The sequence below is a fragment of the Peribacillus sp. RS7 genome (genome assembly GCF_041956845.1).
Lineage (GTDB): Bacteria > Bacillota > Bacilli > Bacillales > DSM-1321 > Peribacillus.
In genome coordinates this window covers 2,601,633-2,621,272 of sequence record NZ_CP168135.1, presented here as the reverse complement: position 1 = coordinate 2,621,272, position 19,640 = coordinate 2,601,633, and the positions used below count along the sequence as shown (strand labels likewise).

Below are 19,640 nucleotides of genomic sequence, written 5' to 3'. Positions count from 1 at the left end.
TTACATCATTCCTTTCAGGTAGACGAAACTGAAGATGAAGATCCAGACAACGTCCAAGAAATGCCAGTAAAGTGAAAAGATGAAAGCCTTGTTTGTTGTTTCTGGAGTCATACCGCGCTTTTTAATCTGCATGACGATGAAGGTTCCCCAGAATAAACCAAGTGTAACGTGAGCTCCATGCGTACCTAGTAATGTAAACAAACTAGATAAGAAAGCACTGGTTTGAATGGTTGCTCCTTCATGTACATACTCAACGAATTCATAAATTTCGACTCCCAAGAAGCCTAAACCAAGAATAAGGGTGATAATGAAGAAACCAATCGTTGCTTTCTGCCTGCCAAGTCTCATTGCATTGATTCCAAGACCTATGGTAAAACTACTAGTTAAAAGAAAGATTGTTTGAAACATTAAGGTTGGGACTTTAAAAAGATGTTCCCCTGTTGGACCATTTCCAGTTCCATCAACTAATACAAAATAAGTGGCGAACAGTGTAGCGAAAAGAGCTATTTCTGCCCCAAGGAAAATCCAAAATCCAAAAATCTTTAAGCGATTTTCTTCCGTGCTATATTCTAGTGGCAGCGAGTTATCTATTTTCATTACTTAGCACCTCGCAATTTATTTTCAGTTTCTTCGATCTCTTCAACAGAGATATAACGTCCGTGATCTTTTTCGAATGAACGGTGAATCATACAAGCAAAGATACCGATCGTTGCAATGATTGCAATGATCCACATGCTGAATACCATTGCAAAGCCCCAAACGAAGAAGATACAGCTCATGATAAACGGCACGCCACTGTTATTTGGCATATGAATCTTTTCTACTTTACCACCAAATAATTTAAAGCCCTTTTTCTTAGAATCCCAGAATGCTTCTGTAGAATCAACTGTAGGCACAATTGCAAAGTTATATTCTGGAATTGGTGTATGGGTAGCCCACTCTAGAGAACGTGCATCCCATGGATCGTTTGAAATATTTCTTGATGCATAACGAGTGCTCCAATAGATATTGTACACAATAAGTGCAAAACCTATTGCTAAGCCAATTGCTCCAACGAAAGAAAGCATATTCAATGGACCATAGCCCGTTGATTCAGAGTACGTATACATACGACGTGCCTGCCCATCTAAACCAGTGATGAACATCGGGAAGAATGTTACATTAAAGCCGATTGTAATGAACCAGAACGACCATTTCCCAATTTTTTCGCTCAACATGAAGCCAAACATTTTTGGCCACCAGTACGTAAAACCAGCAAGTACGGCAAATACAGTACCAGGGATTAAAACGTAATGGAAGTGAGCTACTAAGAACATTGTATTGTGGTATTGGTAGTCAGCACTTGCCATTGCAAGCATAACCCCAGTTACCCCACCGAGAGTGAAAATCGGAATGAAAGCTAACGAGTATAACATTGGGACGGTAAAAACGATTTTACCTTTCCAAAGTGTGAACAACCAGTTGAAAATCTTAACACCGGTCGGAACGGCAATTGCCATTGTGGTAATCGAGAAGATACCATTAACCATTGCACCGTGACCCATTGTATAGAAATGGTGAGCCCATACAATGAAAGATAGAGTAGAAATAGCTACCATGGAGATAACCATCGAATTATATCCGTACAGGTTACGACGTGCAAATGTCGAAATGATTTCACTATAAATACCGAAAGCTGGAAGTATTACTATATAAACTTCAGGATGTCCCCAAACCCAGAACAAGTTCGCCCAAAGCATATCGCTACCGCCATTGGCCATCGTAAAGAATTGAGTTCCGAATAGACGATCCATTGTCATCAACGCAAGTGCCACTGTCAATACAGGGAAAGCGAAAACGATAATGAAGTTTGTGATCAAGATAGACCATGTGAACATTGGCATTTTCATTAAGTTCATACCAGGTGCTCTCATTTTCAAGATTGTTACGATAAAGTTGATACCAGTCAGTAATGTACCGATACCAGCTATTTGAATTGCAATCGCGTAATAGTTCGAACCAACTGATTCACTGAAATCATTACTTGCCAGCGGGAAGTAAGATGTCCAACCTGCATCAGGAGAACCACCAACTACGAAAGAGATGTTAAATAGCATTGCCCCCATGAAGAATAACCAGAAGCTTACTGCGTTTAGACGTGGGAATGCTACGTCACGCGCTCCAATTTGTAATGGTGTGACAATGTTCATTAACCCAATGATAAATGGCATAGCCATGAACAGGATCATGACAACCCCATGTGTTGTAAATACCTCATTATAATGCTGCCCATCCAAAAGACCGTTATCTGGAATAGCCGTTTGAGCACGCATCATGAGAGCATCAACGCCACCACGGAAGAGCATAAGCAGTGCTGCCAAGATGTACATGATACCAATACGTTTATGGTCAACCGTTGTTAACCACTCACGCCATAAGTAACCCCATTTTTTAAAATAGGTAATTCCGGCAACAACCGCAATCATGGTTAAGCCAATGGCAACCATGGATGCATAAATCGCAGGACTTGGATGAGGTACGGCAAATCGATCAAAGTAATCCATACTTTTGTGACTCCTTTCAGGAAAATATTCCTTATCTTGTAAACTTAGATGTTTTATCGAACGAAATTAATTCTTAGTGATCATGATTCATGTTGCTGTGTTCTGAATGTTCCTCGTGTGAATCCTTGGAATCACTTTCTTCAGTATCAGAAGATCCGTGGTTACCATGACCAGCATGTTCCCCTTCAGGAGCTGGAGAAAACTCTAAGTGAGTTCCAGTGTATGTGGATTGTCCCACATGACCAGGTTCTAATAATTCATTGAATTTTTTCTCAGTAATCGGTTCAGCAGTAGCTTTAATTTCATCTACCCACTTATCGTATTCTTTTGCAGACAGTACATTAACGTTAAACGTTTGCTGAGCAAAACCTGAACCACTGAAGTTTGAATTTCGACCCATATACTCTCCTGGTACATCAGCTGCTAAGTGCAACGTATTAACCATGTTCGACATCGCGTATTTTTGTCCTCCAAGTTGCGGAATCCAGAAACTCGAGATTGGACCATAAGAATAAAGTTTAAATTCAATTGGTCGGTTAGTCGGTAAAAACAGATAGTTAACTGTTTCGATATCTTCTTCCGGATAACTAAAATGCCACTTCCAGTTGGAAGATGAAGCGTAAATAATTAAAGGTTCTTGATCTCCGTATCCTTTAGGTGTTGCCTCAACTTCATTTGTTGTTTTAACAGTAACAACGGATAGGAAAGCGACGATTAAAATCGGGATCGCTACCCAAATTATTTCAAGAACCTTACTTCCTTCAATATGAGGTGGTTCATAATCATCACGCTGTTTGGAAGCACGATATTTCATTATCATGAAGATATACAGTACCATAACGACAAGGACGACAAAGGCCATTGTCCATATCGAAATCATAATAACATCTGCTTGTGTTGCAGCTACTGGCCCTTTAGGGTCCAAGACCATTAATGGGTTATCGCAACCGGTTAGCACAGTGGCAATTGTAAAAAGTATAGTTAATAGAGCCCATTTTATTTTCATAGTACTACCCCTTTCTTACATATTAAAATTCCTATTGGTAATTATTCGGACAAAGTGTTACCATGTTCACAAACCCCGACATACCAATATTAATCCCAAGTGTAAAAAAAGACAATATAAAGTGACATCTGTCACATAAAGTTCATTAAAGAGCAGTAAGAAGATGGTAAATGAACTGAAATGTTCGAAAATCTTCAGCAAATGAAATATAATAAATGTTTAATAACTTACCTACGGAAACTTCACTTATCAGTACAGGATTGCAGATAGAACTGATCCACTTTCCGTTTAATATTACTCTAATATAATGAAATAAAATTTTCACATTATATTCACCGCGTTTATTGCCTCAAGACTTATTAAGATTATGAATTATATTACCTATCCTGTTAATTAGGTATCTATCGTTGGAAAACAAGATTTAAAGCGGATTTTTTTCACTCGGCCATGGAAGGTTTTAAATGGTAGCCGCATTGTACACGATCTTGCATCCATGCTTCAATACCCTAATGATCCAACACAGGTCATTATTATATATATATAAGGAAACAACGAGCGTGAAATGTAATTGGGTTCTTTCTCCTCGCAATACTTATTTTATTGCCCTCAGTATTCCTAAACAGCCGTTTAGCAGTAGTCGTGGGGTGAAGTAATTCAGGGGTCAATCAACCTGTTGCAACTGTTCAAGTTTATCAGTCAGAGGACAGGACAAAAACCATTTTTTAATAAGTACATTTGGTGTTCAATCAACTCCACCTTTTGGAAACTCTTTACTCAATACCCCCCATATTGATACGTGCTTCCCTTTTGTATCTTCAGGTAAAAACACATAAAAAAAACCACGAAAAAAGGACTTTTTAAAAGTGTCCTTTTCTCGTGGATATAGTTCAATATTCAAGGTGAGAAGTTCCTGGCGTGCAGGCAGTTTGGTTTGGATGTACAAGCAACACACAGAATGAAAGCGCATTCAATACTTGGGGTTAAATTGGCTCAGATTCTTCAAGCCAACGAACAACTCGTTTTGTTCATCCATACAAGTGAATCTGATGATAGAAAGCCAGTTTATTACGCTAAATTCCTCGTTTTAGTTACTGAATTCTGTACTTCTTTTTGTTTGAGTTTTAGCCTTTGATTTCATTTTTATGATTTTAGTCGTTTCCGAATCAATTCTTTTGCCTTTATGTGTATTCATTACCATTTCTTCTGTCAGGACAAAAAATATACCAACTAGAAAAATGGCAGCTGCGCTTAGTGTGATGGCGATTCCAACAGCGGTAAATATATAATCCTTATTGTAATCGCTTACAAAAAAACTTAAAGCAAAAATAATAATTCCGATTACGCAACCTGTGCCCGATACCCATTTCACTGCATCCAACATCTTCTGATTAGCTTCCATAATTTCATCCCCTTTCTTTCTATTTTATGACATTTCACAAATTTGTCAAATCTTTTCTATTTTTTAACATATCTATAATGTAAACCTTGACAAATAGAATACGCCGCTATTCACTTTTAGGTATTCGAGACTATATGAAAAATCTGATAAACAGTATAAATACACTATCATTTTTTCCGATATCAACACTTTCAATACTATTAAAAACTTTTTAACTACATTTTCAAATAAAAGACCCCTGATGATCAATCAGAGGCCTTCCTTCTATCTATGAGTTTTGTAAGGTTATCGTTACCGTTTTCTCTTCAGTCCCCCGATAGACTTTAACCTTTACTTTATCGCCGATTTTCTTATCTGTGTATAAAATTTTCCTTAATTCTGCTGACGTTTTTATTTTCGTTCCATCAATCTCCACAATGATATCCTGCTGCTTAAGCCCTCCATTCGCCGCTGCCGACCCCGCTTCTATACTCGTAACCATGACACCCGACTTTGCAGCTTCAGGAACATTTTGAAGATAATACTGTGGCAGTTCTTCTATGCTGGCCAAGCTTACTCCTAAATACGGTCGCGTGATTTTTCCGTTTTCAATCAGTTCCGTAACAATCGGAATCACATCATTACTTGGTATGGCAAACCCTAAGCCTTCCACACCGCTTTCGGAAATCTTCAAGCTGTTTATGCCGATCACTTCCCCAGCGGTGTTGATCAATGCGCCGCCGCTATTGCCAGGGTTGATCGCTGCATCTGTTTGAAGGACATCAAGTTCCCACTCCCCCTCCGATGTATCGACTGAAATGGAGCGTCCGGTAGCACTGACGATCCCTTGTGTAACGGAACGTGAAAAATCAAGTCCAAGAGGGTTACCAATCGCCAATACTTCTTCACCTGGACGCATGCTATCAGAATTCCCGAATTTAATTCCCTCAGGTGCTATCGAGGCATCAATTGTCAAAACCGCTAAGTCCGTCAAAGCATCAGCCCCGACAACCACTGCCGTTGCCTTTTTCCCATCATACAATGAAATTTCGACTTCCTTAGCTCCTTCAATAACGTGATTGTTCGTGATGATATAAGCCTTCCCATTAGCTTTTTTATAAATGACCCCTGAACCAGTGCCGCTCTCAACTGTTTCGCTCCCCGTGCTTTGCTGCTGGTATGGGTACCGGTTTTGAATCTCCTGTAAATTCACGACCCCTACTATCGATTTGGATGCTGATTCAACCATCTCTGCCCTATCATTAGAATCCGTACTAGTCGATAACTTTTCTGCCGTGACACTCCCATCCTTTTCACCGCTTTCCGTTTGCTCTACACCTGCCGTTTGACTTGACTCATTCACTGAACTTTTCCCTTGATCTATAAAGTCCCCGCCAAATAAAAATACAGTTGATGTAACCATAGAAGCAACCGTTCCGGAAACAAGGCCAGTTAGCCAAATAGACTTGCCCTTTTTCCGTTCTGTCTTCACTCTGACTTGCTCATCGCCATTATTATTCTCCATCATTATCCCTCCTATGATTGTCCTTTACTTGGCTCAATCATAAACAGTAAATATTAAAAAATTCTTAAGAAATAAAGAATAAGGCCACCTTTTCAAAAAAAAATTATCGAATCCAGCTATATGATATTTTGCAGTACGACAAAATAAAAAGGCCTCCACAGGGACCCTTTCAATTCGACATTATAGCCTTACATGACTTCATACACTTCCTTTGTCTTCTTATTCACACCATACCAGCCCCAAGTAGCTTTGTGGCCATTTTTCTGACTGCCTGCATCCACTTCGAACACTTGAAAAATGTAATCTCCCTTTTCGGCATCATGATCATATTCGATTTGCAAATGTGGAAAGTTTTTCATGTCCACGTAATCCTTCACTAGCTTCTCCGCCTGAGATTTACTTAAGGGACTAGCCGAATCCTTACTCCCTTCTTTGCTTTTTACCGTTTCTACTTTTCCTTTTGAATCCATTGCCGCCTTATCATCTACTTTGGATCCAATTGTCCCGTCCTCACTTGCTTCCTCCACCGGTTCCACTTCGTCATTTCCCTCTACTGTTTCTAACGTGGCGGTGTCTGATACCGGGTGCATTTCCACCGCCTTTAAAACCATTAGTTTCCCTTCCCGATATTTTGCTTTATATGCGGTTGCTTCTTCAAAATCTCTTTTTGCCGAATCAAAATCCTGTTCGTCGTATTTCTTCATTCCACTCGCCAGAAAACCTGAAAGATCCATTAACTCTCTTGCTTCCGGTGTTTCTGCTTCTTTATAAGCTAATTCAAATGCCTCGTGGGCTTCTAAATAATTTTCCTCATTCAACTGACTTTTCCCTAAATCCATATTGGAATCATAATTCCTTGTTACGCAGCCTGAAGCAATCAACACCATAAAAATAACCATGATTGACCTCTTCACAATATCACTCCTCAAAGTTACTCTTCCATATCATTCTATAAATCCATCTTAAACCATTTGATATGAAATCCGATACCTCTATTTCCTATCATTTTCATTAAGTAAATGTTTACTTTTATGATTAACTTTTTACAAATAGTGGTACAGAATAGATAAACGCTTGAAAGGATGATGAGCAAAATGATGCAGGAAAAACAGACCTATCATGTCGATTTGGTCAGCGGCGATGTACTCGGACAAAAACTTGAAGAGAACCCGAGCTTCACTGTACACGCAACTGATGAGGAACTTGCAGAATTGAAACAATGCTTGGAGGAACACCGGACAGATGACCTGGAGGCATATGCCCGTTCACATGTGCCATACCTTCTCTATCATCATGACCGGGCAAATGATAAATACGATGCAGCCATGAAAAAGCTTTATGCCCTCATTTATAAATTTGGCGATGAAACGGCGCGAAACCATATTGAAGAAATCGGCATATTGAAAGACAACAAATTCGAGGGAAATGAAGAAGTGCAAAAGTTCAAATAGAAAATGAACAGAACCTAAAATTCAAAGGTACTGTTCCTTTATGATAAGACTCCTAAAGGAGATATCGGGCTATACCTCTGGCATTGAAACTAAGTTTGCTCAAAAGATTTCCCTCTCCCTATATAAGGAAAAATAAAAAGAATCCATTTTGAAAAAAGATGGATTCTTTTTTTGTGATTTAATGTACAGTTTTTATAAAATGATCAATCTCTTTCCTCTGGTATCCCTAAAGTTTGTAAGCGCATTTCCTTTAAAAGAAATTACAATTATCACTATTTTAGGTAGAGTTATTTTTAATCTACATATTTATCTTTCAAATAATCTGAACCAATACCACCAATGACCATCAATGCAAATGGTAAAAACCTAAATACAACTGGCATACTTTTTAAAATTGTAATATCTGTGCCAACAAATTTGTTAAGGCCAAAAATAATTAATTTAGACACTAACAAAAATGCTCCTATTAATAACACGATATCAAAAAACATTTTCCTTTTTGGAAATGCCAACTGCTTACTTTCCCGTATTATTTTTTCTTTCAATTCCTCGTCACTCCTTAATAATTCATCTACCGTAATTTGAAATAAATCACTTAAATTAATGAGTACTTCAATACTTGGATAATTTTTTCCCGTTTCCCATTTGGACACAGATTGGCGACTCACATGAATCTTCTCTGCAAGATCATTTTGTGACCAATTTCTTTTTTCACGTTCTTTTTTTAATCGTTCGCTAAAAATCATAATGAGTTCATCGCCTTTCCTAGTCCTAGTATTGTGAGAGGAATTATGCAAAGTAAAGATAGTAATAAGCGCATTACTATGCAACTTATGAGTGACAACGTAGAAAACCTTGATCTATCAAGGGAATCCGTTGAATTTTAGGGAACTGCTGTAGAAAGTTAAAATTTTCAAAAAAAATTTCGCCAGTTAACACGAAAGTGGTGGCGACTTTGGAAATAACAAAAAGTGCAGCCACTCACAGACAGAAGGCAAATTAGAAGAAGCAGTTTGCTTTTTTTCTTTTAATAAACGTTCCAATTGATTTCAGAAGTCCACTCCCTTTACGTTGACTGTCTGCCAAGCCTCCTCGCCGCATGCGGCTGTGGGGTCTCGGCTAGCCAGTTATTCGGCAGGAGTGTCGTAAATTTCTTCAATCTATTGTGGTTTCATCCCATATAAATGACAAAAATCATGGAGTATAACCAAGTCTTGTTTTAAAATTATGGTAATCATAAAACTACAAATTGAATTTAATAACACTATAGCAAAACGCAAACGGTTTTTATAAAAGAAGCCATTTCCTCATGGGAATCACCTCAAGTTTTACACCATCATAATTCTCCTAAAATTAAAATGGAGGTCTTGCTGAGTTATAGCGTCCAATCGATAAGCAATCCTGCTTGTGCTAAACCACCACCGAAACCATATAATAAAACCTTCTCACCATTACGGAGCTTCCCTTCTCTTATTCCAATATCTAAAGCTAATGGTATTGTTGCTGAAGAAGTATTTCCATACTCCACTAAGCTATATAAAGTACGCTCAATAGGAAAGCCGCTTCTTTCACATATCGACTCAATCATTCTTAAATTTGCACTATGCGGAACAAACCAATCAACATCATTCAATTGAAATTCAGTATTTTTCATCACTGTTTGCATACCTTTTGGAACAGTAGTAACAGCCCATTTATAAACTTCACGTCCATTTTGTACAAGGTTACCACTATTATTCAAGTCTTCACCATTTATACGTGTCGATAGGTTTGTACTATATAAATTTTTTCCGCCTTCTCCTTCCGAATATAAATGTGAAGAAATGAAACTTGGTTGCTGTTCATCATATTCTACAAGAACTGCTCCTCCACCATCTCCAAATAAAATACAAGTGGCTCGATCTTCATAGTCCATAATTTTAGATAAAGTATCAGCTCCAATAACAAGAACTTTCTTGTTTAAACCAGATGTTACTAATCCATTAGCTACATGCAACCCATAAGTAAATCCTGCACAAGCAGCATTTAAATCAATAGCTCCAGTATTCTTAATACCTAGCTTTGCTTGGACTAAAGAAGCTACACTTGGCGTGTTGAAATCAGGTGTAAAGGTACAGACAATGATCATATCAACATCTTCGACAGATTTATCATACCGTTCCATTAAATCCTTTACAGCTTTATAACTTATATCACTAGCAAACTCTTCTTCATGTGCAATTCTTCGTTCTTTAATACCAGTACGTTTAACAATCCATTCATCATTGGTTTCAACCATCTTTTCTAAGTCCTTATTTGTTAACCTTTTTTCTGGAACATAAGAACCTATCGCAGTAATACGTGCTTTGGATTTGAACATAAAATAGCCACCTCGTGTTTATGAATTGCATCAATTTTGTAACTTGATATTAATACCTGGTACTAATTATAAAGTAAAAAAAATCTTATGCAACTACCTGTTCCTTTAAACCCATAAGAAAAAGAGCGGGGCAAAGCTACTACTTTAAAGTAAAGCACCTGTTAGTTTAATACAATCTCTTGAGAGACTGCCAAAAAGTTCATCTTCAAGACATTTCCTCTAATAACGTATTTCTTACAATTATACTGAAAGCTTGAATAAATCCTGCTTCCCATCACTGATCTTGTCAAAAAAAAAAGCCATACTCCTAGTAGAGGCAGTTCTTACTTATTTATGATGACGACAGATTTGTTCTTGTCTTTCGAGGTTTTGTTCGGCTGCATATGTAGTGCCCCATTCACACATTGTATTTAATACAGGTACAAAGGATTGACCCAACTCAGTTAAACTGTATTCCACTTTTGGTGGTACTACTTTATATACTTCTCTTCGGACAAGTCCATCTCTTTCCAACTGCTTTAATTGGTCGGTTAAGACTTTCTGGGTAATGGCCGGTATTAGAATATAAAACTCTTTCGTCCTCATTGGTTTTTGACTCAGAAAAAAGAGGATTAAGCATTTCCACTTTCCTCCTACAGTATTCATGAAAATATTTATTCCAGTATTTAGACTCTTCATTACTCATTCCTCCTGAATAGGCACATAAAGGTGGCTATGCCACTTTATTGTGCGTTATTTTCTACTACATCATGGTCCATTATACTCTGATTATGAAGCAAATATAACATTGGGAGTGAACAGGATGAGTGTAAGAGAGATTATAGAAAAAAGACGTTCCGTAAGGCAGTATGATCCCCATTATAAAATTAGTCCAGAAACGTTGGCGACATTTATTGAAGGAGCCAGTAAATCGCCTAACGGAAACAATATTCAAGCAACACGATACCTGGTTATAGATGAACCATATTTAAAGAATTTGTTACTGCCCATTGCTTTTAATCAGCAACAGGTAATTGAAGCATCAGTACTGATTGTTATATTAGGTGATTATCAAGCATTTGAAAAAGAAAATATCATAATGATACATGAGGATGAGTTTCAAAAAGGTTATTTTGACGCATCAGTAAGAGATTATCTAACAAACGCGGCAATCAATTATTATCTAAATAAATCAAAAGAAGATTTAAAGGTTGAATTAATAAGAGACGCAAGCCTGGCGTCAATGTCGTTAGTTTTATTGGCGAACGAGGCAGGTCTTGAAACCATTACAATGTCCGGGTATGATTCCGAACAATTAAAGTCAGCCTTAAAAATTTCTGATAGGTATTTAGATGTTATGCTTATTGCCATGGGGAAAGGAATTAAAGAGGGTCACAAAACAGTAAGACACGATGTTAACAAAGTCATTTATAAAAACAAAATATAGTGAGTGTAATTACTTTTTAAAAATTTGGATTTGGAAATTAGTGTGGAAAGAGGGTTAAAAAGAACCCTCTTCTCCTATCTTCTTATTCTTTCGTTAAAACTCACCACGAGTTACCAGTCTCTTATATCATCCACATGCAACTTATCATATAGTTATATTAACGTGACGGATTCACTTTAGTGTTTTTGTTTGTAATAGGTTACCGCGAGCGCAAGGGCCAGCACTGTTCCTTTGACGATATCCATCGCATAATACGGAACTGACATCATGATGAGCCCATTTTGAAGGATTCCGATCAGGACTGCACCGACGAAGGTTCCAAAGGCATTCGGTTTTCCCGCTCCTAAAACGGAGGAACCAATGAAGGCTGCTGCAACGGCATCCATTAAATAAGGGGACCCTGAATTGATTTCCGATGTCATGACCCTTGAAGCAAGGACAATCCCCCCAATTGCAGCTAATAGAGCCGAAAGCAGATAGGCAAGAACTTTGTATTTATTAACCGATATCCCGGAAAGTCTTGCCGCTTCCTTATTTCCGCCAATAATGTACATATAACGACCATGCTTCGTATAAGTCAAAAAGATATGGGTCGCTATCACAATGGTTGCCATGATCAGGATTATCCATGGTACCTGGCCAATTTTGGCGAAAAGGGGGCTGATCAGACCTGTTGCGAAGGTCCCATCGGGCATGACCATATTTTGCGAAACCGTGGCCCCTTTTGTATATGTTAGGGCAATTCCTTGGATAATGAACATGGTGGCCAATGTCATCAGCATGTCGGGAATTCTCAATTTAACGATCATGAACGAATTTAAAGCCCCTACGACAAGTGAGGCACCGATCGCAGCTAATATGGCGATAAATGTATCCTGCGAAAACCAGACAAACATTGATATGACGATGGCATTGGCCAATGATGCGACGGAACCGACGGAAAGGTCGAAGCCATCCACCGTAAGGGATATCGTAATGCCGATCGCAATGATGGTCACGATTGAAATGGAACGCAGGATGTTGATCAGATTAGTAGTTTGAATGAAAGATGGATTGGACACGGCAAAAATTCCAATCAGAATGATAATCGTCAATATTGTGCCGTATTTATAGAAAAAGTCGAATAGCTCCACCTTTTTCTTTGCTTTCACTGTCTGTGTAACAGGAATGGGTACGCTCATCCTATTTTCCTCCTGTTGAATAGAATAGTAGTTCTTCTTCATTCGTTTTGTTCGTTTCGAATTCGATGACAGTGCTCCCGTCATATAACACATATGTCCGGTTGGTAATGCCAATGATTTCGGAAAGCTCGGATGAGGCATAAATGATCGCTTTTCCATTCCTCGCAAGCTTAGCAATCAATTCGAAAATATCCTTCTTGGCTCCAACATCGACCCCTTTCGTCGGTTCATCGAATATGTATACATCCGCATCGGCAATAAGCCATTTTCCAATGGCAACCTTTTGCTGGTTACCACCTGAAAGGTTTTCGACTTTCACTTCCCCGGAAGGAGTTTTAATTCCGATACTGGCGATCATTTCTTTCGCCTTTTCCTTTTCCGCCTTACGATCCACGAAACCAAATGTTCTGCAGAATTTGCCGATACTGGCTGCAGTCAAGTTCGCCGCGACCGATTCCTGAACAAGGATCCCTTCTTTCCTGCGTTCCTCAGGTACAAGTGCCATGCCGCTTTTTACTGCATGGTGCGGTGATTTCAAAGAAAGCTTTCGGCCATTCAGGATGACCTCACCCGCTGTGATCGAAGTATGACCGAAAAGGGTTTTACACAGCTCCGTTTTCCCAGCCCCAACCAACCCCGCCAAGCCTATTATCTCTCCTGCTTTAATATGGAGACTAACATTTTTAACTTTCTCTGCATCTGACAATCCCTTCACTTCAAGAATAACGTCGCCAATTGAAGAATTCACTTCAGGGAACTGTTCCTCCATGGTTTTCCCGAGCATATTCTCTACCACTTCGTTACGGGTGATGTCTTCCATTTTTCGACAAGTGACACGCTCCCCATTCCTCATGACCGTAATTTCCTCACATATTTCAAAAATCTCGGGCAGACGATGTGAAATGAAAATGATTCCCACGCCTTTTTGCTTCAATTCATTTACAATTCGAAAAAGCTCTGTCGTCTCCGTATGACTTAACGGAGCAGTTGGTTCGTCGAGAATCAGGAATTTGCATTCTGTCGAAACGGCTCTTGCTATCAGGACCATCTGTTTTTCAGCCAAGGTAAGGTCTCTTACCAGCTTTTTCGAAGGGACACGAATTTTCATATCTTCAAGAATACAAGAGGCTTTATTGTGCAGCTCTTTCCATTGGACCATCTGTTTTTTTCCCATGTTTTGGACAATATCATTCAACATCACATTTTCCCCAACGGTTAAATAAGGGATGAGGGCCGTATCCACTTCCTGATAAACAATTTGAATGCCTTGTTCCTGCGCCTCTTTTGGTGAGCGGATATCCTGCTTCACCCCATCAATGAATATGTCACCTGAATAATGAACATGGGCTCCCGATAAAACTTTCATTAACGTCGATTTCCCTGCTCCATTAGCACCGACCAATGCGTGGGCTTTCCCTGATTGTACAGAAAAATCAACTTCACTAAGCGCCTTCACCCCCGGAAATTCAATCGAGATTTTCTTCATTTCTAGTTGCGTGCCCATGTCCATTCCCCCTTATTGAACAGACACTCCCTTCACTGGAAAGAGAGTGTCCCCTTTTACTTTTTATAATGATCTTTCAAAACTTTCATCCAATCTTCTTCAAATTCCGCTGATACACCCCATCCTTCGACAATACCAGACAGATTTGCCATATTTACCGCTTCTTTTGAAGCTTGGATTTCCTTTTGTGAAATAAGTGAAGCCTCTAAGTCATAGGTTTGCGGCGTTTCTTCGCCCGCTAATTTTTTCGCCAATATCCTCATATTCACTGCACCGATCAACTTGGGATCGACTGCTGCCGTGTAGGACCATGAGCTGCCAGCTGATTGAATTTCCTGAAGGTCTGCATTCGACACATCAATTCCGTATATCTTCACTTCATCGCGTCCCGCTTCTTTAATTGCCCGGGCGGCACCGATAGCGAAGGCATCCCATGTTGCGAAAATGGCATCCAATTTACCTTTAGGGTATTTATTCAGCATTGCGGCTACAGCATTTTGTGTTTGAACCGAAGTATCTGCAGACGCCACTCCGAATCTTTCGACTTCTTTAATTCCAGGGTTTTCTTTTAATTTTTCCTGATAAACAGCATTTCTTCTCACCATTGGAGGGAAACCATCCACCCAAAGATACGCAATTGCCGCTTCACCTTTCTGTTCTTCTATCAGTTTATCAAGAGCCAGTGTTGCCAACGCTTCATCATCCTGTGATGTTAATGTTACGCCTTCTATTTTAGTTAGATCGCTTATTGAATCGAATGTAACAACGCTTTTGCCTGCATCAACCAACTTTTGAACGTCATTCACTGTTGCTGCATCATCACCATGGGAGATGATATAGCCGTCATAATCTTCCTGCAAAGCCTGTGCGATCGCATCATGAAATTTAGCCGTATCACCATTGGCTGTATATGTATCCACTTGAAACCCCAGTGCTTCTCCTTCTTCCTTCGCTCCTGCTAAGTATTGGGCCGTATGATCATCACCGCCAATTTTACGGATCACTTTGATTTTGGCTCCTTCCCCATTAGCAAATCTTTCCGGGACATTTTCAAATGATACTTTTTCTTCTTTCTTCGATTCTGTGGAACTCTGCCCTGTAGAGCAACCCGTTAAAAGCAAAGCCGAAGCGATGGCTGAAATGAATATCCCTTTAATAGACCTTCTCATCTTGTTCCCCTCCATATTTTCTTATTAGTCTTATCAGTTAAGTTGGTGTAAGTCCCAAAATAAAAACCTCTCTATTAATATAGAGAGGTTTAATCAGCTGTTTTGCAGACTTATCCCTCTCTTATCTGTCAAAACATTTCTGTTTTGCAGGATTTAGCACCAATTCCTAATGGAACGGTTGCTGGGCATCTTAGGGCCAGTCCCTCCGCCACTCTTGATAAGAGAATATATTGTGTTACGTTTTTCGTAATTATCACTTTATAGGGATATAGTCGTAAAGTCAATAGTTTTTCGAATATTTAAAATGTTCCCCGTTATTTTTCATTTTCTTTGCAGCTGGGCTAGACGCTTTTTCTCGATTTTTTCAAGTCTCTCCAACTGACGTAATTTCACTTCGAACAAAGTGATCGGGTCACGGTAAACTTCCGGATTTTCTTTCATATGCTCCAATGCAGCCTGGTAGTCTTTGATTTCTGTCTGCGTTTGCTCTATCGTTTTTTGAAGTAAGGCAAAGGAACTGCGATAGAAAAGTGAGATGTCCCGATCCAAAGATTTTTCAAACAATCCAAATTGGGTAAGGAAACGTTCCGTGATCATTTCGGCAACATCCAGGTAATCTTCACTTTCCAGGTATTTCTTATAACGATTGTACATATTGGCTTTATTTTGTGGTATCGCCCCAAACAGCTTCCCTGCTCCTTTAAGCAGCAATTGTGATGGAGTTCTGCGCAAAAGGATATTAACGTTTTCGATGCGGATACTGCTTGTCATCCGGTCGGCATCACGGCGCCAGTCATCCAATACCCTAAAGTCACCTGCCAGCGTGATCCGTTCTTCTTTGTATAATTCATTGAACCCGGCACTCATTTCATCCATAAACTGCTGGCTTTGTGAGAACTCCATTTGGGAACTGGCAATCCAATCTTGAAGAGAACGGTAATATTGAGGCATGATCTTGTCAGAAATGAATGCTTGAATCCGCTCATTCATTTCCTGGTTTAACTGTACATGGACCTGACTGAAATCACTGCTTTCCGTTAACGATTTAGAGCAATCCCTCAGCAATTCAGGAATTTTAGAAGAAAGCTGATTTTTCACTTCATCCTTAAGCGAACGATAAGACCTTATGATATTTTCACTTTTTTCTTTTTCCAAATCCGCCAGTTGATTGACCGCACCATTCAGTTTGACCTCCATCTGTTCATTCCAAGAGATGGAATGCTCGCATTTCCGTTCATTGGCTGCCCGCTTTTCTAACAGATAAGATAAAGTTTTACGAATGAACGCTAGGATTTTTTCAGATCTTCTTTCTTTCCAATTATCATCTTGATAATTCGATTGAAGGAATGCTGAAAGGTCCTTCAACTGCTGCTTGCTGTCATAAAGTTTGGAGAAAGCGAATACTTTTGCATTCGGGAAATATGCATTCACTTTATCCCATGTTTCGTCTTCCATCCGGACTGCGACTTGATCACTATATATCGTATCCATTTTATTCAATAAGAAGTGGATAGGCAGTTTCGGAGCCATCATTTGAATTTCCAATAATAGATCTCGTTCACTGCCGGTGAAAGGCGCCCTGGCATCAAGAACGAACATCAGGCCATCACTGCCATGTAAATAGCCTTGGAAATCGGATTCCACGCTTTTCTCCCCATTGAACCCCGGTGTATCCAATAATCGCAGACCATTATTTCTAAGGTAGTCACTGATAATCGTCACATCGACAATAGTCCCGCGCTGACGGCGTGTTTCATCCAATTCAGCCAGCTCCATGACCACTTTGCTATCTGTATCTGTAATCTCTAGGATTTCCAAATCATCCCCGTCTTTGACACTGACTAGGGATGAATGATCTTCGGCAGCAATGCTCTCGCCAACAATTGACTGAATGAAGGATGTCTTGCCATTTCCTGTACTTCCCACAAGAAGAAGATTGAAATTATTAGTATCCTTAAGCCCTTCGACCATCCATTTAAGCTTATTGCCAACCCTTAAATCATTCTCTTCAGCCCATTGGATAATGGAATTGAACAGTTTCTCTCCCGCTTCCAGTCCGCCTCCCAATTTAGGCGATTTTGCCAACAGGCTTTCTGCATCCTGAATGACAAGCGCATTAATCGTATCCGGGAAGATTTCATTCCAGGACAACGCGGATGCCGCTGCAAACAGCGAAAGCTCCCCATCTGCGATTTTCAGCCAGTTTTCCAGCAACCTTGGCACGACGGGGCTTAAATCTTTGATTAGGTGCGTTCCTTCTAATAGACCTGCATATGCATCCCTGTAATAGACGGAAAGCTCATCCCATACATCCCCTTGGTTTAATTCGATGGTATCTATCAAGTTATTAATCACTCTTAGCCATTCAAAATAAGAATCCGTATATTTATAATTTTTCCAAAGTGCAACCGTCACTTTTTCGAAACGATCCTGGTCCAGTGTGTATAGCGAACCAAGGACAGTTGAAAAATAATCCGGATCCATCGATTGGGCAACACCCTGCTGGATATACGTTTTAAGCACATCGAACCAGCCCATTGATTCTGTCCGGATACTTTCATTTGCCGCTAATACCACTGCACTGTTCCAATCCTTTTGTTCTTCAAAAAAGGCGCGTGCTATTTCCGTGACATTCGGGTAGTCAGGTTGAAACTCGACTGCTTCTTTCACGACTTTGGAAGCCAAATCATTTCTAGATTCCACTATGTACAGGGAAAACAGTTGCAATAGAACCTCCGTTTTCAAAACCGCTTCATTCGTATCGACGGATTTATAAATATCCTCCGCGGTTGAATACATTTCCAGTTCAAAATAAGCATCGGCGATGTTTTTCTTCGCCCATGAACCAAGCTCACCTTCTATGTTTTCCCATTTGAAAATGGCTGCCTCATAATCATGGTGCTGAAAGTATACTTCACCTTGAGCAAAGCGAATTGCGGTTAAATCCGCCCTTTCCTTTTTTTGTTCCACGAGAAACATTTCACCCAAAGCTTGAATGGGATGCTTCCTTGTATCCTCAATCATCGTTTCATAATATTTTTTCCCGATCAGCCGTTCGTCCATCTTTATTCCCCCGATATATTTCATATTTTCAATTAAAGGATAATTACCGATTTGATAAGCCTTCCAGAAGACCTTCCATGCAATTTTATAGGTTCCTTTAGTTAAGAAAATTATTTACAAAACCTTAAAATATTATTTTAACAAAACAATATGGTAACAACATGTCACCACTCTTACAATTTTAAAACAGAAACAAGTGGAACTGTAATGATTTTAATAAACAGATACAGAGATGTCATTCCCATATTCGAGAAAAAATGTTTTTTTAGCTTTAAAGACTTTTGAAGAAGTGGGCGAAGCATTCTTTTTACCACTGAATTACCAGGAGTCCAGCCTTTAAATTACCTAATAAATGGTAAATATATGAAGTCACACTAGAACCTTTCACTCATTACTAAAATCCCATTTGAACGTTCATATAAAAAAGCAGTACCTTCATTCATGAAAGGTAACTGCTCTCTGATAAGCTCCGAACAGTCGTTGTCCTTTGACAAATTAGGATTATACCCCTGTACGCTTACGTTGGTTATTCGGCTTTTTGGTCAACTGGCTTTTAAGCTGTTTCGTTTTCTTCACAACGCCGGTTTCCAGTTTATCTTTACTTGAACCTGCTTGCTTTTGAGCCAGTTTTTGTTTGACTGCATCCGCCAGGCTTAACTTTTTATTTTCAGACATAATGTTGTCTCCTTTAGTGTTCTGCTTCTATTATAATATAGTTGCGGTTAGAAAGATAATAGGGAGTTATATCCGATTCTTTTTGCAAAAAATACCTCTGAATAAAGGAAGTTTCGCCAACGAGGGACTAATTTCCTGCTCCTTAAATAACGAAATGATGATAAATTATATTGACTTTATAATCAGAATTTGCTAAATTATCTTTATATTATAAAATCTATGAAGAGAAAGAGTAAGATGAGAACCCTGTTCCACAGAGAGTCGACATGTGGTGGAAGTCGATGTCCAAGGCCTATCCGAAAATCATCTCTGAGATGCAAAGCTGAAAATGCAGTAGGCTTTGACGGGTTTCCGCCGTTA

The 19,640-nt window shown here is 39.3% G+C and carries 16 protein-coding genes, 1 riboswitch and 1 other annotated feature (1 of these 18 only partly in view); of the genes, 2 read left to right on the top strand and 14 right to left on the bottom strand.

Annotated elements, in window-relative coordinates:
- From qoxC to ACDZ29_RS13245, 6 genes are all read right to left on the bottom strand, one after another.
- Nucleotides 1-597, bottom strand: coding sequence for a cytochrome aa3 quinol oxidase subunit III (gene qoxC, locus ACDZ29_RS13270; RefSeq protein ID WP_289318145.1), 597 nt, complete (start codon nt 595-597; stop codon nt 1-3).
- Complete coding sequence (qoxB, locus tag ACDZ29_RS13265) at nt 597-2,543, bottom strand: cytochrome aa3 quinol oxidase subunit I (protein ID WP_101224932.1); 1,947 nt, start codon at nt 2,541-2,543, stop codon at nt 597-599. The genes qoxC and qoxB overlap by 1 nt, the downstream gene beginning before the upstream one ends.
- Nucleotides 2,544-2,616: 73 nt before the next feature.
- Nucleotides 2,617-3,549, bottom strand: coding sequence for a cytochrome aa3 quinol oxidase subunit II (gene qoxA, locus ACDZ29_RS13260; protein WP_289318146.1), 933 nt, complete (start codon nt 3,547-3,549; stop codon nt 2,617-2,619).
- Nucleotides 3,550-4,633: 1,084 nt separating this feature from the next.
- On the bottom strand, nt 4,634-4,948 hold the full coding sequence (locus ACDZ29_RS13255) for a hypothetical protein (protein WP_375091005.1): 315 nt from the start codon (nt 4,946-4,948) through the stop codon (nt 4,634-4,636).
- Between the two features lie 268 nt (nt 4,949-5,216).
- A complete protein-coding gene (locus ACDZ29_RS13250) occupies nt 5,217-6,452 on the bottom strand; it encodes a S1C family serine protease (protein ID WP_375091004.1) in 1,236 nt (411 codons plus the stop codon).
- A gap of 188 nt (nt 6,453-6,640) precedes the next feature.
- Complete coding sequence (locus ACDZ29_RS13245) at nt 6,641-7,351, bottom strand: hypothetical protein (RefSeq protein WP_375091003.1); 711 nt, start codon at nt 7,349-7,351, stop codon at nt 6,641-6,643.
- Nucleotides 7,352-7,546: 195 nt separating this feature from the next.
- On the opposite strand from ACDZ29_RS13245, the gene ACDZ29_RS13240 reads away from it, so the two are divergent.
- Nucleotides 7,547-7,903 (top strand): hydrolase, encoded by a 357-nt coding sequence (locus ACDZ29_RS13240; protein WP_289318150.1) that lies wholly within the window; start codon nt 7,547-7,549, stop codon nt 7,901-7,903.
- Between the two features lie 293 nt (nt 7,904-8,196).
- On the opposite strand, the gene ACDZ29_RS13235 is transcribed toward ACDZ29_RS13240, so the two are convergent.
- The 3 genes from ACDZ29_RS13235 to ACDZ29_RS13225 form a co-directional block, all read right to left on the bottom strand.
- Nucleotides 8,197-8,649, bottom strand: coding sequence for a helix-turn-helix domain-containing protein (locus ACDZ29_RS13235; RefSeq protein ID WP_375091002.1), 453 nt, complete (start codon nt 8,647-8,649; stop codon nt 8,197-8,199).
- Between the two features lie 629 nt (nt 8,650-9,278).
- Nucleotides 9,279-10,262 (bottom strand): ketoacyl-ACP synthase III, encoded by a 984-nt coding sequence (locus ACDZ29_RS13230; protein WP_375091001.1) that lies wholly within the window; start codon nt 10,260-10,262, stop codon nt 9,279-9,281.
- A 327-nt stretch (nt 10,263-10,589) separates the two neighbouring features.
- Nucleotides 10,590-10,940: a helix-turn-helix domain-containing protein gene (locus ACDZ29_RS13225; RefSeq protein ID WP_289323548.1), complete on the bottom strand. Its 351-nt coding sequence runs from the start codon at nt 10,938-10,940 to the stop codon at nt 10,590-10,592.
- 124 nt (nt 10,941-11,064) lie between these two features.
- Here ACDZ29_RS13225 and ACDZ29_RS13220 point away from each other — a divergent pair, with 124 nt between their 5' ends.
- On the top strand, nt 11,065-11,688 hold the full coding sequence (locus tag ACDZ29_RS13220; RefSeq protein ID WP_251431985.1) for a nitroreductase family protein: 624 nt from the start codon (nt 11,065-11,067) through the stop codon (nt 11,686-11,688).
- Nucleotides 11,689-11,864: 176 nt separating this feature from the next.
- Here ACDZ29_RS13220 and ACDZ29_RS13215 read toward each other — a convergent pair whose 3' ends face one another.
- The 5 genes from ACDZ29_RS13215 to ACDZ29_RS13195 all read right to left on the bottom strand — a co-directional run bounded on the left by ACDZ29_RS13215 (nt 11,865) and on the right by ACDZ29_RS13195 (nt 19,280).
- Nucleotides 11,865-12,869 (bottom strand): ABC transporter permease, encoded by a 1,005-nt coding sequence (locus tag ACDZ29_RS13215; RefSeq protein WP_289323547.1) that lies wholly within the window; start codon nt 12,867-12,869, stop codon nt 11,865-11,867.
- A 1-nt stretch (nt 12,870) separates the two neighbouring features.
- The gene (locus tag ACDZ29_RS13210; RefSeq protein WP_375091000.1) at nt 12,871-14,373 is read right to left on the bottom strand and encodes a sugar ABC transporter ATP-binding protein; all 1,503 of its coding nucleotides are present in this window, start codon (nt 14,371-14,373) and stop codon (nt 12,871-12,873) included.
- A gap of 56 nt (nt 14,374-14,429) precedes the next feature.
- On the bottom strand, nt 14,430-15,542 hold the full coding sequence (locus ACDZ29_RS13205) for a sugar ABC transporter substrate-binding protein (protein WP_289323545.1): 1,113 nt from the start codon (nt 15,540-15,542) through the stop codon (nt 14,430-14,432).
- 118 nt (nt 15,543-15,660) lie between these two features.
- Nucleotides 15,661-15,766, bottom strand: a riboswitch (SAM riboswitch).
- Between the two features lie 97 nt (nt 15,767-15,863).
- Nucleotides 15,864-18,605, bottom strand: coding sequence for a GTPase domain-containing protein (locus tag ACDZ29_RS13200; RefSeq protein WP_289333596.1), 2,742 nt, complete (start codon nt 18,603-18,605; stop codon nt 15,864-15,866).
- A 501-nt stretch (nt 18,606-19,106) separates the two neighbouring features.
- Complete coding sequence (locus ACDZ29_RS13195) at nt 19,107-19,280, bottom strand: hypothetical protein (protein WP_164468807.1); 174 nt, start codon at nt 19,278-19,280, stop codon at nt 19,107-19,109.
- Between the two features lie 210 nt (nt 19,281-19,490).
- Nucleotides 19,491-19,640: a binding site (T-box leader), on the top strand; it runs 98 nt beyond the window's last position.

What these genes read in the sequence shown, in the direction of transcription:
- ACDZ29_RS13205 (WP_289323545.1), bottom strand. Translation starts at nt 15,542, where the DNA reads ATGAGAAGGTCTATTAAAGGGATATTCATTTCAGCCATCGCTTCGGCT.
- ACDZ29_RS13245 (WP_375091003.1), bottom strand. Translation starts at nt 7,351, where the DNA reads ATGGTTATTTTTATGGTGTTGATTGCTTCAGGCTGCGTAACAAGGAAT.
- ACDZ29_RS13195 (WP_164468807.1), bottom strand. Translation starts at nt 19,280, where the DNA reads ATGTCTGAAAATAAAAAGTTAAGCCTGGCGGATGCAGTCAAACAAAAA.
- ACDZ29_RS13200 (WP_289333596.1), bottom strand. Translation starts at nt 18,605, where the DNA reads ATGGACGAACGGCTGATCGGGAAAAAATATTATGAAACGATGATTGAG.
- ACDZ29_RS13210 (WP_375091000.1), bottom strand. Translation starts at nt 14,373, where the DNA reads ATGGGCACGCAACTAGAAATGAAGAAAATCTCGATTGAATTTCCGGGG.
- qoxC (WP_289318145.1), bottom strand. Translation starts at nt 597, where the DNA reads ATGAAAATAGATAACTCGCTGCCACTAGAATATAGCACGGAAGAAAAT.
- qoxB (WP_101224932.1), bottom strand. Translation starts at nt 2,543, where the DNA reads ATGGATTACTTTGATCGATTTGCCGTACCTCATCCAAGTCCTGCGATT.
- ACDZ29_RS13250 (WP_375091004.1), bottom strand. Translation starts at nt 6,452, where the DNA reads ATGGAGAATAATAATGGCGATGAGCAAGTCAGAGTGAAGACAGAACGG.
- ACDZ29_RS13235 (WP_375091002.1), bottom strand. Translation starts at nt 8,649, where the DNA reads ATGATTTTTAGCGAACGATTAAAAAAAGAACGTGAAAAAAGAAATTGG.
- ACDZ29_RS13225 (WP_289323548.1), bottom strand. Translation starts at nt 10,940, where the DNA reads ATGAAGAGTCTAAATACTGGAATAAATATTTTCATGAATACTGTAGGA.
- ACDZ29_RS13255 (WP_375091005.1), bottom strand. Translation starts at nt 4,948, where the DNA reads ATGGAAGCTAATCAGAAGATGTTGGATGCAGTGAAATGGGTATCGGGC.
- ACDZ29_RS13220 (WP_251431985.1), top strand. Translation starts at nt 11,065, where the DNA reads ATGAGTGTAAGAGAGATTATAGAAAAAAGACGTTCCGTAAGGCAGTAT.
- qoxA (WP_289318146.1), bottom strand. Translation starts at nt 3,549, where the DNA reads ATGAAAATAAAATGGGCTCTATTAACTATACTTTTTACAATTGCCACT.
- ACDZ29_RS13240 (WP_289318150.1), top strand. Translation starts at nt 7,547, where the DNA reads ATGATGCAGGAAAAACAGACCTATCATGTCGATTTGGTCAGCGGCGAT.
- ACDZ29_RS13215 (WP_289323547.1), bottom strand. Translation starts at nt 12,869, where the DNA reads ATGAGCGTACCCATTCCTGTTACACAGACAGTGAAAGCAAAGAAAAAG.
- ACDZ29_RS13230 (WP_375091001.1), bottom strand. Translation starts at nt 10,262, where the DNA reads ATGTTCAAATCCAAAGCACGTATTACTGCGATAGGTTCTTATGTTCCA.